This is a genomic window from Acidovorax sp. SRB_24, from assembly GCF_012931925.1.
On the sequence record NZ_MWOM01000053.1, the window covers coordinates 1 to 14,421 of the forward strand.

General features: G+C 64.5%; 12 protein-coding genes. 2 read left to right on the forward strand and 10 right to left on the reverse strand.

The genetic code is table 11. The features are described 5' to 3' along the window. Together B2J89_RS15920 and dapA are read left to right on the forward strand one after the other, a co-directional pair. Window positions 1–3,297: indolepyruvate ferredoxin oxidoreductase family protein (locus tag B2J89_RS15920; protein ID WP_169170028.1), on the forward strand; the 3,297-nt coding region annotated here is incomplete at its 5' end. Window positions 3,298–3,385: 88 nt separating this feature from the next. Beyond that, window positions 3,386–4,300 carry a 4-hydroxy-tetrahydrodipicolinate synthase gene (gene dapA / locus B2J89_RS15925; RefSeq protein ID WP_169170029.1) on the forward strand — a complete coding sequence of 305 codons (915 nt, stop codon included), beginning with the start codon at window positions 3,386–3,388 and terminating at the stop codon, window positions 4,298–4,300. A gap of 352 nt (window positions 4,301–4,652) precedes the next feature. Here dapA and B2J89_RS15930 read toward each other — a convergent pair whose 3' ends face one another. The 10 genes from B2J89_RS15930 to B2J89_RS15975 form a co-directional block, all read right to left on the reverse strand. Next, a complete protein-coding gene (locus tag B2J89_RS15930) occupies window positions 4,653–5,156 on the reverse strand; it encodes an SLATT domain-containing protein (RefSeq protein ID WP_169170030.1) in 504 nt (167 codons plus the stop codon). A 2-nt stretch (window positions 5,157–5,158) separates the two neighbouring features. Further along, window positions 5,159–6,142, reverse strand: a complete 984-nt coding sequence (locus B2J89_RS15935; protein ID WP_169170031.1) for a hypothetical protein — start codon at window positions 6,140–6,142, stop codon at window positions 5,159–5,161. After that, window positions 6,139–7,194 carry a nucleoid-associated protein gene (locus B2J89_RS15940; RefSeq protein ID WP_169170032.1) on the reverse strand — a complete coding sequence of 352 codons (1,056 nt, stop codon included), beginning with the start codon at window positions 7,192–7,194 and terminating at the stop codon, window positions 6,139–6,141. The genes B2J89_RS15935 and B2J89_RS15940 overlap by 4 nt, the downstream gene beginning before the upstream one ends. Window positions 7,195–7,742: 548 nt before the next feature. Continuing rightward, window positions 7,743–8,102, reverse strand: a complete 360-nt coding sequence (locus B2J89_RS15945; protein WP_169170033.1) for a hypothetical protein — start codon at window positions 8,100–8,102, stop codon at window positions 7,743–7,745. Between the two features lie 552 nt (window positions 8,103–8,654). After that, window positions 8,655–9,773 (reverse strand): ABC transporter substrate-binding protein, encoded by a 1,119-nt coding sequence (locus B2J89_RS15950; RefSeq protein ID WP_169170034.1) that lies wholly within the window; start codon window positions 9,771–9,773, stop codon window positions 8,655–8,657. A 120-nt stretch (window positions 9,774–9,893) separates the two neighbouring features. After that, window positions 9,894–10,613, reverse strand: a complete 720-nt coding sequence (locus B2J89_RS15955; RefSeq protein ID WP_169170035.1) for an ABC transporter ATP-binding protein — start codon at window positions 10,611–10,613, stop codon at window positions 9,894–9,896. Between the two features lie 2 nt (window positions 10,614–10,615). Then, window positions 10,616–11,401, reverse strand: coding sequence for an ABC transporter ATP-binding protein (locus tag B2J89_RS15960; protein ID WP_169170036.1), 786 nt, complete (start codon window positions 11,399–11,401; stop codon window positions 10,616–10,618). After that, window positions 11,398–12,285 (reverse strand): branched-chain amino acid ABC transporter permease, encoded by an 888-nt coding sequence (locus B2J89_RS15965; protein ID WP_169170037.1) that lies wholly within the window; start codon window positions 12,283–12,285, stop codon window positions 11,398–11,400. The genes B2J89_RS15960 and B2J89_RS15965 overlap by 4 nt, the downstream gene beginning before the upstream one ends. Then, a complete protein-coding gene (locus tag B2J89_RS15970) occupies window positions 12,278–13,171 on the reverse strand; it encodes a branched-chain amino acid ABC transporter permease (RefSeq protein ID WP_169170038.1) in 894 nt (297 codons plus the stop codon). Before B2J89_RS15970 ends, B2J89_RS15965 begins: the two co-directional genes overlap by 8 nt. 66 nt (window positions 13,172–13,237) lie before the next feature. Then, complete coding sequence (locus tag B2J89_RS15975; protein WP_169170039.1) at window positions 13,238–14,371, reverse strand: ABC transporter substrate-binding protein; 1,134 nt, start codon at window positions 14,369–14,371, stop codon at window positions 13,238–13,240. Window positions 14,372–14,421 lie beyond the last annotated feature (50 nt).

Sequence of the window (14,421 nt, forward strand, 5' to 3'; positions counted from 1 at the left end):
CTGGGCACCTACGACGACCAGCTGGCCAAGGCGCGCAAGCACCTCGACGCGCACGACGTGGTGTTCGTGCCCGGCGTGAACGAAGACCTGGCCGCCACGGCCGTCTGGGGCACGCAGATGGCCGAGATCGGTGGCGATGGCCGCTTCGACGGCGTGTTCTCGATCTGGTACGGCAAGGGCCCGGGCGTGGACCGCAGCGGCGACGCCTTCCGTCACGGCAACCTGGCCGGCAGCTCCCAGCACGGCGGCGTGCTGGTGCTGATGGGCGACGACCACACCTGCGAATCGTCCACCACCTGCCACCAAAGCGAGTTCGCCCTGGTCGACGCGCAGATGCCGGTGCTGTCGCCGGCCGGTGTGTCCGAGCTGGTCGAATACGGCCTGCTGGGCTGGGCGCTGTCGCGCTACAGCGGGGCCTGGGTGGGCATGAAGTGCATCAAGGACACGGCCGACGCCTCGGGCTCGGTGGAAATTGACGATGCAGGGCTGGCCATCGCGCTGCCCGAGTCGGACGGCCTGCCGCCCGACGGCCTCAACATCCGCCTGCCCGACACGCCGCACGCGCAAGAATTCCGCCTGGTCAACCACAAGCTCGATGCGGCGCGGGCCTTTGGGCGCGCCAACGGCATCGACCGCGTGGCCTTTGGCCAGCGCGAGGGCGCGCGGATCGGCATCGTCACCTCGGGCAAGAGCTGGCTCGACCTGCGCCAGGCGCTGGCCGACCTGGGTATCGACGAGGCGCGCGCGCAGCAACTGGGCCTGGTGGTCTACAAGGTGGGCATGGTGTGGCCGCTGGAGCCGCAGGGCATTGGCGAGTTTGCGCGCGGGCTGGACCTGGTCATCGTCATCGAAGAAAAGCGTGCGCTGCTGGAAGCGCAGCTCAAGGAAATCCTGTACGGCGCGGCCGATGCGCCGCGCGTCATCGGCAAGAAGGACGAGCAGGGCGCCAAGCTGTTCCGCGTCGAGATGGCGCTGGACGCGGCGCAGATCGCCCAGGTCGTCGGCCACCGGCTGGCGGCCGTGGAGCCGGCGCTGCTGGACACCGTGCACGCCCTGGCCCGGCGCAAGCCCGTGCTCGGCGCGGTGGATGTGATGGCGCGCAGCTTCTATTTTTGCGCCGGCTGCCCGCACAGCACGTCCACACGCATTCCCGACGGCAGCCGCGCCTATGCCGGTATCGGCTGCTCGTGGATGGCGCAGACCATGGGCCGCGACACCCTGGGCTACACCCAGATGGGCGCCGAGGGCATGGCCTGGGTGGGCGAGGCGCCGTTTTCCAAGCGCTCCCACATGTTCCAGAACATGGGCGACGGCACCTACTTCCACTCGGGCCTGCTCGCCATCCGCGCGGCGGTGGCGGCCAAGACCAACATCACGTTCAAGCTGCTCTACAACGACGCGGTGGCCATGACCGGCGGCCAGTGCCACGACGGCCCGCTAGACCCGGTGCGCATCACCCAGCAGGTGCATGCCGAAGGGGTGGCGCGCATTGCCGTGGTGACCGACGAGCCCGGCAAGTACGACGGCGTGACCGGCTGGGCACCCGGCGTCACCGTGCACCACCGCGACGAGCTCGACGCCGTGCAGCGCCTGCTGCGCGAGCTGGAGGGCACCACGGTGCTGGTGTACGACCAGACCTGCGCCGCAGAAAAGCGCCGCCGCCGCAAGCGCGGCACTTTCCCCGATCCAGACAAGCGCGTCGTCATCAACCCCGCCGTGTGCGAGGGCTGCGGCGACTGCGGCGTGCAGTCCAACTGCGTGGCCGTGGTGCCGCTGGAGACCGACCTGGGCCGCAAGCGCGCCATTGACCAGTCGGCCTGCAACAAGGATTTTTCGTGCCTCAAGGGCTTTTGCCCAAGCTTTGTCACCGTGAACGGCGCCAAGCTGCGCAAGGGCGTCGGCAGCAAAGGCGGGCAGGGCGCCGAGCCTGCACTGCCCGAACCCACGCTGCCCGACCTGCGCCATGGCGTCTACAGCATGGTCATCACCGGCGTGGGCGGCACGGGCGTGGTCACCATCGGCGCGCTGCTGGGCATGGCCGCGCACCTGGAAGGCAAGGGCTCGGGCGTGCTCGACATGGCGGGCCTGGCGCAAAAGGGCGGCTCGGTGTGGACGCATCTGCGCTTTGGCATCGACACCGCCGCCATTGCCGCCGTGCGCGTGGCGCCGGGCGGGGCCGATGCCATCATGGGCTGCGACCTGGTCGTGGCCGCATCGGGCAACACGCTCACCATGGCGCGCAAGGGCGCCACGCGGGTGTTGCTCAACAGCCAGGAAGTCATGCCCGGCGCGTTCGTGCAGAACCCTGACCTGCAGTTCCCCACCAACCCGCTGGAGCAGGCCGTGGTGCGCGCCGTGGGCAGGGAGCAGGTGGAAGTAATCGACGCCGGCCGCCTGGCGCTGGCGTTGTGCGGCGACGCCATTGCCACCAACCTTTTCATGCTGGGCGCGGCCTACCAGCGCGGCCTGGTCCCGGTGAGTGCGCAGGCCATCGAGCGGGCGATCGAGCTCAACGGCGCCGCCGTGCCGATGAACCTGGCCGCCTTCCGCTGGGGCCGCCGCCACGCGGTCGACCCGCAGGCCGTGCTGCAGCACGCCGGCCTGGGCGCAGCGCCCCAGCCGCTGGCCGAGCAATCGCTCGACACGCTGGTCGCGCGCCGCAGCAGCCTGCTGGAGGCCTATCAGAACAGCGCCTATGCCACCCGCTACCGCGCGCTGGTGGACGAAGTGCGCGCCGCCGAAGCGCGCCTGTGGCCCGGCCAGGACGAGATCGCCAAGGCCGTGGCCCAGTCGTTCTACAAAGTCATGGCCTACAAGGACGAGTACGAAGTGGCCCGCCTGCACGCCGCGCCCGAGTTCCGCGAGCAGTTGGCCGCGCAGTTCGAAGACCCGTCCAAGCTGACCTTTCACCTGGCACCGCCCGTGCTCAGCCGCATTGACCAGCGCACGGGTCGCCCGGCCAAGAGCGAATGGGGCGCCTGGATGATGACCGGCTTTGGCCTGCTCGCGCGCCTGAAGTTCTTGCGCGGCACTGCGCTGGACGTGTTCGGCTACAGCGAAGAGCGCAAGGCCGAGCGCGCGCTGGTCGCCTGCTACGAACAGCAGATGCGCGACCTGGTGGCGCAGCTGCGCGCCGACCAGCGCGACGCGGCGCTGGCGCTGGCCGCCGCGCCCATGCAGGTGCGCGGCTTTGGCCCGGTCAAGGAAGCCAATCTGCGCGCCTACGAGAAGAACGTCGAGCGCCTGCAGCAGCAACTGCAGGCACCGGCCGCCCAGCGCGTGGCGGTCGACGCGTAAGCAGCCAGCCCCTGCGTGAACCGCCCTCGCGTGCGCGGGGCGCGCGGGGGCGGCGTTCCTTTTAATTCCAGCCTTTCAGACCCGACCCATGTCTACTCCCAGCCCCGCCGCATCCCCCAACGCCTGCGCCGCCTTGCCCCGCGGCAGCCTGGTGGCCCTGCTCACGCCGTTCAATGCCAACCAGAGCATCGACAAACCCGCGCTGCGCCGCATGGTGGACTGGCACATTGCCCAGGGCACGGTGGGCCTGGTGATTGCCGGCACTACGGGCGAGTCGTCCACGCTGTCGCACCACGAACACCACGACCTGATCGCCACGGCGGTGGAATACGCCGCAGGCCGCATCCACATCATGGCCGGCGTCGGCGCCAACTCCACAGGCGAAGCCGTCAGCCTGGCCCGCTTTGCCGCCCAGGCCGGCGCGCACTCGCTGCTCAGCGTCGTGCCGTACTACAACAAGCCCACGCAGCGCGGCATGGTGGCGCACTTCACGGCCCAGGCGGACGCCACCGCGCTGCCCCTGGTGCTCTACAACGTGCCCGGCCGCACCATGGTCGATATGGCGGTGGACACCGTGGTTACGCTGGCACAGCACCCCCACATTGCCGGCCTGAAAGACGCCACCGGCGACATGGCCCGCGCCGCTGCCGTGCTGGAAGCCGTGCCGCAAGATTTCATGCGCTACAGCGGCGACGACTTCACCACGCTGCCGTACCTGGCCCTGGGCGGCCACGGCGTGATCTCGGTGGTGGCCAACATCGTCCCTGCCGAAGTGGCTGCCGTGTGCCGCGAAATGGAAGCGGGGCAGTGGCTGGTGGCGCGCGAACGCTTTGTGAAGCTGCTGCCACTCACCCGCGCCCTGTTCGCCGAGAGCAGCCCGGGGCCGGCCAAGCTGGCGGCCGCGTTGCAGGGGCAGTGCGAGGCGACGCTGCGGCTGCCGTTGTGTGGGGTGGGGGAGGGGACGGAGAAGGGTGTGAGGGAGGCGTTGGCCCTTTGGAGCTGAAGCGCCCGGTGCGTATGATGTGGCACCGTAAAAGCTATCAATTAAATAGCTTGTCGCCCTTGCCTGATGGGCGCTGACGAGTTTTTTGTGTGCAGATCGACTTGACGTCAGCGCAACAGGTTGCCGTACGGATGGGGCGAGAAGATAACGTGAGGCCCATGCCATGGAAAGACTCATTAAGGCTGATCTAAGCCACTCGCTCCCACCGCTTTGAACGGCAGAGACGGCGTCACCGGTCGTTCAACGATACCGCTCGTGCGACTGCTTCTTTTCGGCCACGGCCAGCCCCTGCACGCACTGGCCATTGAAATGCGCAATCAGCATAGGTAAGTACAGACTTTTGAACCGCCTATTAGGGAAGTTCGTCGCCCTGCTTCGCCTTCTCGCGCGAGAAAACAGCTGCGTCAACGTCAGGCGCCTCCGCCGCCAGCTTGTCGAGCTTGGCGCGAACCGCAGTCAACTCCGTGGATTTGAACTGGCCCTGGACATGAAGCACTTCCAGTTCGCGTCGAATCGCACCGAACTTGGCACCACAGATCCGGTGCTTCTCTGACCGCTCCGAAAACTTGAAGAAGGTATGGAGGCTCGAAAGTACCGTCGCGGACAGGCTGCACAGCCCCACTATCAGCTTGGCGTAAAGGGGAACCGTCTGAGAGATGATCGATGCGAACGCCGAAGCGCCAACGATCGCGGTGATGACTATGACCGGAACGCCGAAGACTCGCCCATAGCTCCCCAAGCGATTGGCAGCGCCATAGTGGGAAAACTGCGATTCGCGCGCGCGTCGCAACCAGGCGAGCACAAGCTCCGCTTCGTTCGTGGGGGGGGTGTACCGTGTGGATTCAGGGATTGCCATGGTTATTTATATGAAATGCCGAGATCCGCACATACGAGCTGCAGTCCGGGTAAAAGAGATTCATCAGGCCACGAGCGCTTCGTCTCGTTGAAGTGATTTTCGACGAGCCAATATGTGAGGACACAGCCCGCGCTACTGAACAACTTATCACCAAGCCGATCCATCATTCGCGACCGAACGACGGGCGCATCCACCACCGCCCCGACGTCGCTGAGCATCACGTTTTCTAAAAGGTGCTGGAATCTATCGAAAATAATCGGACACACGAGATCGCCCGAGAAGGAACTTCGCTGTATGGCGAGGCCATACACGCCAGCAAGGTATTCCAGCCATCTATTTCGGTCTGCAGCAACCTCCTCTAACTGCTCCGCCGTCTCGCAAAATATCGAATCCGTCGTTTCCATCAGAGCCATCGACCTAGCTACCAGACGTTTTGCGCTCGGCGGGATTGAGCCAAAATTCTTGTAAATCTTGTCGTGACACAGCTCAGCATAAGCGTGCTGCATCATCGTGCGAACTTGGATTTCGCACGTCACGTCGTCGGTAAGAAGAAGCCCACCAATGGTGGTGCCGCGGCTTCCTTTAATTAGTAGATGAATCGACTGGTAGTCAAAGACCTCGGGATCATCTTCAACATCATCCTCGAAGTGCCGAACACTGGCAGTACTCCATCCGGAAAATCCCTTGATGACATTTTCTATAATCTGCAGATCAGTGCGGAGAAGAACGACAAATCGAGCCGCCACGAGATCATGCAATTCCTTTGCCGAACCCATTGAATCCCAACGATCAAATTTCTTCAGGGCGGACTCTTCAGTTTTCAGCCGGTACCTTGGATCAATTTTAAAAAAACCCTCGAAGCGCTCCTGTCCGATTTCAGCCCTAACCATTTCAGAAATCAATGTCACGGATTCACGCGCCCATAGCTCAAGTAGAGGTGCGTGCTGACGCATCTCTATAAGAAATTGGTCGCGTGAGATCTTCACTCTTGACTCTCTACTGTTCCGCTGATCTTCACGATGGTCGAGCCATCAGTTGGCGCCTCGATCGAGACAAGGGAGATTTTGTCGGCGGGAGTACTGATCATGACTCCGCTAGTGAAAACGATTTTCTGCCGACGCTTCAGCCTCGACTTGATGTATTCAGTATCTTTGGTGATGGCGTGTGTGCTGATGTTAGCTTTCGCCATAAACGCAATGTACTTACTTTGCATCGCGGGCTCCAAATGGTCGTCGGAGAATCCCTTTACGCTGATAGTCTGCTTATTACTTCGCAGTTCAGCACGCAATGCTTCACCCAGGGCAATTTTGGTCGAAGTCAGGATAGGTTGGGACTGCAAAAATTCGTTGGTTTTATCGAAAAATTCTCTCGTTCGATGACGATCCGATGCTGCAACGTCGGCGCCAAGAAATTCTGAGTGAAAGTAGAACGCAGCACTTCGCGTTTCCGTCCCCGTCATCAGGTGATCGAACAGGTGAACCGCGAAATGTTCCGGCGCCGTCTTGGTGCCAAGTTTGCTCGTCTTCTGAACGAATCCGATTTTGTAGAGTTTTTGGCTCTCCGCAAAAAAGATATCGGTCAAGTAGTCGACGATTGTTTTTCCCTTGCTTGAAGTTTCGGTCAACCCATCCTGCAATTCCGATTTTACGACTGCAGAGAATGGCAACTGACTTTTAGAGGTGTGCCCCGAAATAACAATCAGCTTGCTCGCAGACAGATTCTTGGATTGTTGAGCTCTCGTCAGATCGTGCGCCACAAGGGTTGAACTTGCGATGAATTGGGCATTGTCCCCTTCCATGAGATCCACTGAGTTGGCGAAAAAGCTCTGCGCTCCGGTGTTATGGAATTGAGCTTGAATGCCATGAGAGTGATGCCCGAGCGCCTGGCTGATTCGTTTTGCGAACATATCTAGGCCCGGCTTGGCGAGGTTCACGAGATTGGTCGCGCAAGTTGGCGCCACAAACGTCTTATCGTCGGCCCGCGGTGGAATGTGGTGAACGATGATGCGTTCGATTGACAGAAAGGTGAGGTCAATCATTGGGTGCTTCCTCCTCGCACTTTATCGTAACTGTACATTCATACAGTTATTTTAAGTCTTGTTGCAGTCAATTTGTATGTATATGTTACTTTAGACCCAAGACATGTCGCACTTTGTTCGCTCTTAACCATGCTGCCCAGTCCCGTCGTCTATGAATCTACGAAAGCCAGTCATCCGGGTCATCGCCGCCAGTGGCTCTCACTCGACAGGCCAAATTCCTAACTGCGGCTTTCGATAACCCACCGCTTCCAGGTGCTCCATTTGTCCAGCCCACCCGCCGTACTGAGTCGAATTGAGCCGCCCAACGGCGGCAGACTTGCCGTTGGAGGGGGCCGTGCAGAGCAACGGACTCCGTCGTCCACTGTCGCTCGCACTGCTGACGTCCATGGGGCGCCATTCCATCGATTCGAAGGTCGGCTTGTGCCTACCGCGAGTTCGCCCATCAACATCGAACGGCTACAACCGCGCTGCAAAGCTGACATCTTCAAGCGCGCGCTGCCGGGCGGAGCCAAGAGTGTGGCTCTGCGGTTTGTCATGAGTCCCTACCACTACCGCCTGAGGTTCTCGATTTGCTCCTCCCGCATCTGGTCAAGTTCGCGTTCTAGGCTTCTCCAGCTCCCCCGGTGCCGCGAACCAAAGAGCAGAGAGCCCGCGAGTGTCCACAGCAGCAGCGACACGAAGATCAGCGCAACCCACGTCACCAGCGCGCCCAGGGGCTTTAAGTCGACGCCCTGCATGGTCAGCGCGCCCTGCCTCCAGGCCCAGCCGCCCAGTGCGAAGGGTGCAACGGCGAGCACGGTGCCCAGCACCATGCCGGCCCGGGGAAAGGTCTTGCCCAGAACGGCTACCACCCAGCTCAGGGCCATCAAGGCCACCAGCAGCCACAGGTGGAAGGGGAGAAACAGCAACCCGAGGAGGGTGCCAAGGGTGATCAGCGCGGCCTTGGACCAGACTTGCTGGCGTCCGCTGGCATCGTGCGGCGTTAGTGGACTGGCGGGTTCTGGCGGCTGTTGCGGCCTGGCCCTTGTGCCCTGGCGAACGGATCTTCAAGGGGTGCAGTCCGCGCCGCTGCTGGCGTCGTTTCGGCCGCGGGGTCTGCGGGCTCCAGCCGACGGTAGCTCGGCCTGCGCCGCCTCTTGCGCAGGGGCGGCCAGCCCGCCGTCGGCCACACGCCGTGCCAGTTCCGCCGTAGGCATTGCGCGGTACAGCGTTGCCAGTGAGCGCTTCTTCTTTTCGCTTAAATCGATCGACATTCTGCGCAGCCTCCCTTGGGTCCCTCTGCGGGGTCCCTCTGGTGTGCGAATGTAACGGCGTTCGGCCGGGCGCGGCTGGGGCAGGGCTCACTGGCGGGGGCCGCGCCAGGGCGTCGCCTGGTCGCCCTGGACTGTCTGCTATCAAAAGGGTAGCTTATAACGCTTATGCATAAAGCGCTAGAGCCTGTTTTGATCTAAAAACTGCGGTCAGCGCGGCACAATCTTCCCGCTGTATTTCGTCTTCATATACGGCTGCACCCCACGTTGGCCATCGGCGGCAAACTGAATGGCTCCCGTCGCACCCTCGTAGTTCTGCCCCACCGCACGCAGCGCCTGTTTCATGGCATCGGGCTGCGTGTTGCCGGCCCGCTGGACGGCAGCGGCCACCATGCGCACGCCGTCGTAGGCGTAACCGGTGTACGACGATTTGAAGCCGTGGCCGTAGCGGGTTTCATACGCGGCCTTGAAGCCCTTGCCTTGCGGGCCGACGGCGTTTACGTCCATGCCGCGCTGGCCTTCCACATGGGCGGGTGCGCTGTCAGTGGTGCACATGGTGTGATAGATGGCGTACCAGGGCTTGGGCTTGTTCAGGCCCAAATCAAACGATTCGCGGTTGATGACGGCGGCCTCTTGGCCGTAGGCGCTGTAGACGTAGGCGTCGGGCTGGGCGCGCTCCATTTGCTGCAACTCGCGCCGGTAGGTGGATTGGCCGGCGGTGTACAACACCAGCGATACCACCTGGCCGCCCAGCGCTTCAAAATTCTTCTGAAACTCTGGCGCAATGCCCTGGCCGTAGGCGTTGTTGGGTGCGATGAACGCGACCTTGCGCGCGCCCTGGTCCCACAGGTCCTTGGCGGCGAATTGGGCCGATGCGGTGTCGAGCCCGATCACGCTGAAGCCGCCGTCGCCAATGCTGCGCACGGCCGGGCTGGAGCTGCCGTGGTTGATGAAGGGCAGGCCTTGCTTGACGACGTATTGCCCCACGGGGATGGTCAGGCTCGATGAGTATTCGCCAAACACGGCGGCGACCTTGTCGACGTTGACCAGCTTCTTGGCGGCTTCGAGCGCGCTGACGGCGCGGCCGCCGGTGTCTTCAATGATCAGTTGCACGGGCTGGCCCAGCACGCCGCCGCTGGCGTTGATGTCATCGATGGCGATCAGCATGCCGCGCCGCTGGTCTTCGCCCACGCTGGCGCTGGCGCCGGTGAGCGAGAGCACAGCGCCGAACTTGACCTGGGCGTGGGCCGGCGCGGTCAGCAGGCCGAGCGCGGCGAGGGCGCTGGCGCAGAGAACAAGGCGGCGGACAAGGGGGCGTGGCTGGGGCATGGCGCTTACTCCGGTGGGTGGGTTGGGATCAAGGCAAACGAAACAGAAACGCCCCGGGCCATCGTGGGGTGCGGTGATGGCGCGGGGCGTTGGGGGCAGGGCGATGGGCGGGTGGGTCGCTCAGGCGGCCCTGCCGCCCAGGTACAGGTCGCGCACCTGGGGGTCGTGCATGAGCTCGTGCGTGTGGCCCGTGAGCGCCACCGTGCCCATCGAGAGGATGTAGGCCCGGTCGGACATGCGCATGGCCTCCATGGCGTTTTGCTCGACCATGAGGATGGTGACCTTCTCCTTGGCGCGCACCTCGACGATGGCGTCGAACACCTCTTGCAGCACCTTGGGCGACAGGCCGGCCGAGGGCTCGTCGAGCAGCAGCAGCTGCGGGCTGGGCATGAGCGCGCGGGCCAGCGCCAAGATCTGGCGCTCGCCGCCGGACAGTGACGACGCCGCTGCGGTGAATTTGCGGCGCAGCACGGGGTACAGCTCGCACAGCTGTTCCATGCGGCGTTCGCAATCGGCCTTGGCCAGGTAGTGGCCGCCGACCTGCATGTTCTCGCGCACCGTGAGGTTGCTGAAGATGTTCTCGGTCTGCGGCACGAAGCCCAGGCTGCAGTGGCGGATCTTGCGGTGCACGGGCATGCGCGTGCGGTCCTGCCCGCCCAGCACCACGCTGCCGCTGCGCGGCAGCAGCACGCCGGCAATCGCCTTGAGCAGCGTCGATTTGCCGCAGCCGTTGGGGCCGAGCAGGGTGACGATTTCTGAGCGCGCCACCTGCAGCGAGATGCCTTTTAGGATGTCCACTTCGGCGGTGTAGCCCGCGATGATGTTGTCGATCTTGATCATCTTTAAGCAGCCTCCGCGCAGGGTTCTTTGTCGGCGCGGCCCAGGTAGGCCTGCACCACATGTTCGTTGGACGCCAGCTCGTCGGGGCGGCAGCTGGCCACGATGCGCCCGCGGTCGAGCACGATGCAGCGCGTGCACACCTCGCGGATGAAATGCATGTCGTGCTCCACGATCACCAGCGTCATGCCCTGGGCGTTGAGCTTTTGCAGCGCCTTGACGATGTCGCGGCGCAGGTTGGGGTGCACGCCGGCCGTGGGCTCGTCGAGGATCAGCAGGCGCGGGTCGCCCATCAGCGCGCAGACGATGCCCAGCAGCTTCTTCTGCCCGCCCGAGAGGGCCGAGGCCGGCAGGTCGCGCACATGGGTCAGCAGCAGCTGCTCCAGCAGGGCCGTGGCCTTGGCATGGGCGGACTGCTCCACGCGCCGGGCGGCGCTCAGGCCCAGCAGCGTGTCCCACACGCCGTGGCGTTCGGTGGCGGCGGCCATGGCCACTTCCATCACCGACATCTTCTTGGGCATCGACGGTAGCTGGAAGGTGCGGCCAATGCCGGCCGCCACGATGCGGTGCGCGGGCAGCTGCTCGATGCGGCGGCCCTCGAGCTGGATCTGGCCGCGGTCGGCCGCAGCAAAACCGGTGATGAGGTTGAGCAGGGTGCTCTTGCCCGAGCCGTTGGGGCCCAGCAGGCCCACGATCTCGCCGGGTGCCACCGACAGGTTCAGGTCTTGCAGCACATGGTTGCCGCCAAAAGACTTGGCGACGTTGTCGACCTGGAGCAGGGCAGCGTTCATGGAATCCTCCGCAACTTTTCAGGGAACAGGCCCTCGCTGCGCCACAGCAGGCACAGCAGCAGGATGGCGCCGATCAGGCCCAGGCGCAGCGCGCCGGCAACGTCGGAGTCAAAACCCATCCAGTCCTTGGCGAAGGGCACCAGCACATGGGCCGCCTGCACCATCACCACCCCCACCAGCACGCCCAGGGTGCTGCCCAGGCCGCCGATCATGAGCATGGTCCACAGCAGAAAGGTCTCGGAGGCGAGCATGTAGTCCGGCCCTGCAAAGCTCATGTAGTGGGCGTAGAGAAAGCCGCCCAGCGCCGTCACGGCGGCGCCGCTCATGATGGCGCGCGTCTTGAGCGAGCGCAGGTCGTAGCCCATGCAGGTGGCCAGCTGGGGCTCTTCGCGCATCAGCCGCAGGGCGCGGCCGAAGCGGCCATTGCCAAGGCGGGTGCAGAGCAGGGCGCCGGCGGCGACGATGGCCAGCACCAGCGCCAGGAAGGCCACGCCGTTCCAGGGCCGCGGCACGCCATCGAACAGCGCCGGGATGGCGCTGATGCCGTTGGCGCCACCGGTGAGCCAGCCCTCGTTGGTGGCGATGGTGCGCAGGATCTCGGCAATCGCCAGCGTGGCGATGCCCCAGTAGTCGGAGGCCAGCTTGCGGCCCAGGCCGGCCATGAACCAGCCCAGCGTCATGGCCAGGCCCACACCCAGACCCAGGCTGGCCAGGGGCGACCAGCCCAGGCCGAAGCCGATGCCTGCCGCGTAGGCGCCCAGGCCGGCAAAGGCGATGTGGCCGAAGTTCAGCAGCCCGGCATAGCCCGCCTGCAGGTTCAGGCCAAGGGCCATCAGCGCGTAGATGCCGGCGATGGTCAGCGAAGAGATGGCGAAATCAAACACGGCGGACCTCCCGGTCGAACAGCCCGTAAGGCTTGAACAGCAATGCCAGCAGCAGGATCAGGAACGAGGCGGCGCTGATGTAGGCCACGGGCATGAACACCAGCTCGCGCCCGAAGAACATGCCGAAGTTGATGTTGGTCACCGCGGTCTCCGTGATGGCAATCAGCAGCGCGCCGACCACGGCGCCGAGCGGGTTGCCCAGGCCGCCCAGGATGGCTGCAGCGAACACCGGCAGAAGCAGGTCGTTGCCCAGGTTGATGTGCGCGCCGGTGGACAGCGCCAGCATGCTGCCGCCCAGCCCGGCAATGGCGCCGGCGCTGAAGCTCACAAAGTAGGTGATGTGCTCGGCGTTGAGCCCCGAGGCATTGGCCAGCATGCCGTTGCTGGCCAGCGCCCGCATGGCGCGGCCCAGCCGGGTGTAGAACAGCAGCAGCACGAACAGCGCCAGCAGCACGGCCGTGGTGCCAATCATGTACAGCTGCGTGTGGGCGATGCGCGCCCCGCCCAGCACCAGCGGCTCCACGCGGGGCAGGTTGAACATGCGCGGAAATGAGCCGGCCAGCCCCTGCATGCCGGCGATCACCAGCATGGCGATGGCCAGCGAGCCGATCATGGCAATGGCCGGCCCACCGCGCAGCAGGCGGCGGAACACCAGCACATGCAGCACCAGCGTCAGCAGCCCGGTCAGCACGCTGGCGATCAGCAGTGCGGCTACGAGCGGAACGCCTGAACTGTGCAGCGCATAGGTGGCATAGGCGCCGAACATGGCGTACTGCACATGGGCGACGTTGGGGAATTTCACCAGGCCGTACAGCATGCTCAGGCCCAGCGCAATCAGCGCCAGGTCGGAGGCGCGCAGCACGGTGTCAACCAGGAATTGAAGCATCTCGGGGGTCTCGGGGCTAGTCCGCGCGCCGGCCGCCAGCGGCCGGTGCGCGGGGTTCTTTCACGTTCAGCGGGGGGCGAGCTTGCCGTCGGCAAACTTCAGCTTGTCGTACGGTGGGTCCACGCGCTGGCGGTCTTCGTCAAAGCGGATGAGCCCTGTCACGCCCGGGTAGCCGGCCGTGCCGATGTCCTTGAGCGCTGCCTGGATGGCGGGCGCCGTGGTCGCCTTGGCCTTTTCGATCGCGGCGGCGGTCAGCAGCACGGCGTCGTAGCCGTAGCCGGTGTACGAGGTCTTGAAGCCTTCCTTGTACTTGGCGGCGAACGCGTCGGAGTACGCCTTGCCGGCCGGGCCTTGCACCGAGCCGAGTTCCATGCCGAGCTGGCCGTTGGCGATGGCGGGCGGCGTGTCCGACAGGCTCATGCTCATCAGGATGGCGTACCAGGGCGTCTTGCGCAGGCCCAGTTCCTCGGCCTCGCGGTTGAGCACGGCCGACTCCTGGCCGTACGCGGTGTAGACATAGGCATCGGGGTTGCTGCGCGACATCTGCTGCAGCTCGCGCCGGTAGGTGGACTGGCCGGCGGTGTAGAGCACCTCGGTCACGACCTTGCCGCCGAGCTTTTCAAACTCGGCCTTGTAGCCTTCGAGCACGCCCTGGCCGTAGGCATTGTTGGGCGCCACCATGGCCACGCGGCGGTAGCCCATGTCGTAGGTGTCCTGCGCGGCGAAGCGGTTGCTGAAGTTCTCCAGGCCCACCAGGCTGAACGACGTGGCGCCGAGCTGGCGGATCTTGGTGCTGCTGCTGGAGATGTTCAGGTGGGTGACGCCTTCCTTGACCAGGTACTGCGCCAGCGGCAGCGTGATGCCGGACGAGTACTCGCCCATCACCACAGGCACCTTGTCGACGGTGGCCAGCTTGCGCCCGGCGTTCAGCGCCGTGGTGGGGTTGCCGCCGGAGTCTTCAACGATGACGTTGATCTTCTTGCCCAGCACGCCGCCCTTCGCATTGACATGCTCGACGCCCAGCATCACGCCGCGGCGCACGTCTTCGCCCACCGTCGCATTGGCGCCGGTGAGGGACAGCACGGCGCCGATGTTGATGGCGTCCTGCGCGAGGGCCGGCAAGGCGGTTGCCAGCGTCAGCAGGCACGCAGCAGCGGTGGCGCGAAGGGGGGAAAAACCGGGGACCTTACGAAAGCTCATGATGCACTCCTGGTTGGTGACGGGTAGGGAACGGGGATAGGGATGTCCAG

Bases quoted from the DNA above. Each gene is read 5' to 3' on its own strand.
- dapA (WP_169170029.1), top strand. From the start codon at position 3,386: ATGTCTACTCCCAGCCCCGCCGCATCCCCCAACGCCTGCGCCGCCTTG.
- B2J89_RS15930 (WP_169170030.1), bottom strand. From the start codon at position 5,156: ATGGCAATCCCTGAATCCACACGGTACACCCCCCCCACGAACGAAGCG.
- B2J89_RS15940 (WP_169170032.1), bottom strand. From the start codon at position 7,194: ATGATTGACCTCACCTTTCTGTCAATCGAACGCATCATCGTTCACCAC.
- B2J89_RS15950 (WP_169170034.1), bottom strand. From the start codon at position 9,773: ATGCCCCAGCCACGCCCCCTTGTCCGCCGCCTTGTTCTCTGCGCCAGC.
- B2J89_RS15955 (WP_169170035.1), bottom strand. From the start codon at position 10,613: ATGATCAAGATCGACAACATCATCGCGGGCTACACCGCCGAAGTGGAC.
- B2J89_RS15960 (WP_169170036.1), bottom strand. From the start codon at position 11,401: ATGAACGCTGCCCTGCTCCAGGTCGACAACGTCGCCAAGTCTTTTGGC.
- B2J89_RS15970 (WP_169170038.1), bottom strand. From the start codon at position 13,171: ATGCTTCAATTCCTGGTTGACACCGTGCTGCGCGCCTCCGACCTGGCG.
- B2J89_RS15975 (WP_169170039.1), bottom strand. From the start codon at position 14,371: ATGAGCTTTCGTAAGGTCCCCGGTTTTTCCCCCCTTCGCGCCACCGCT.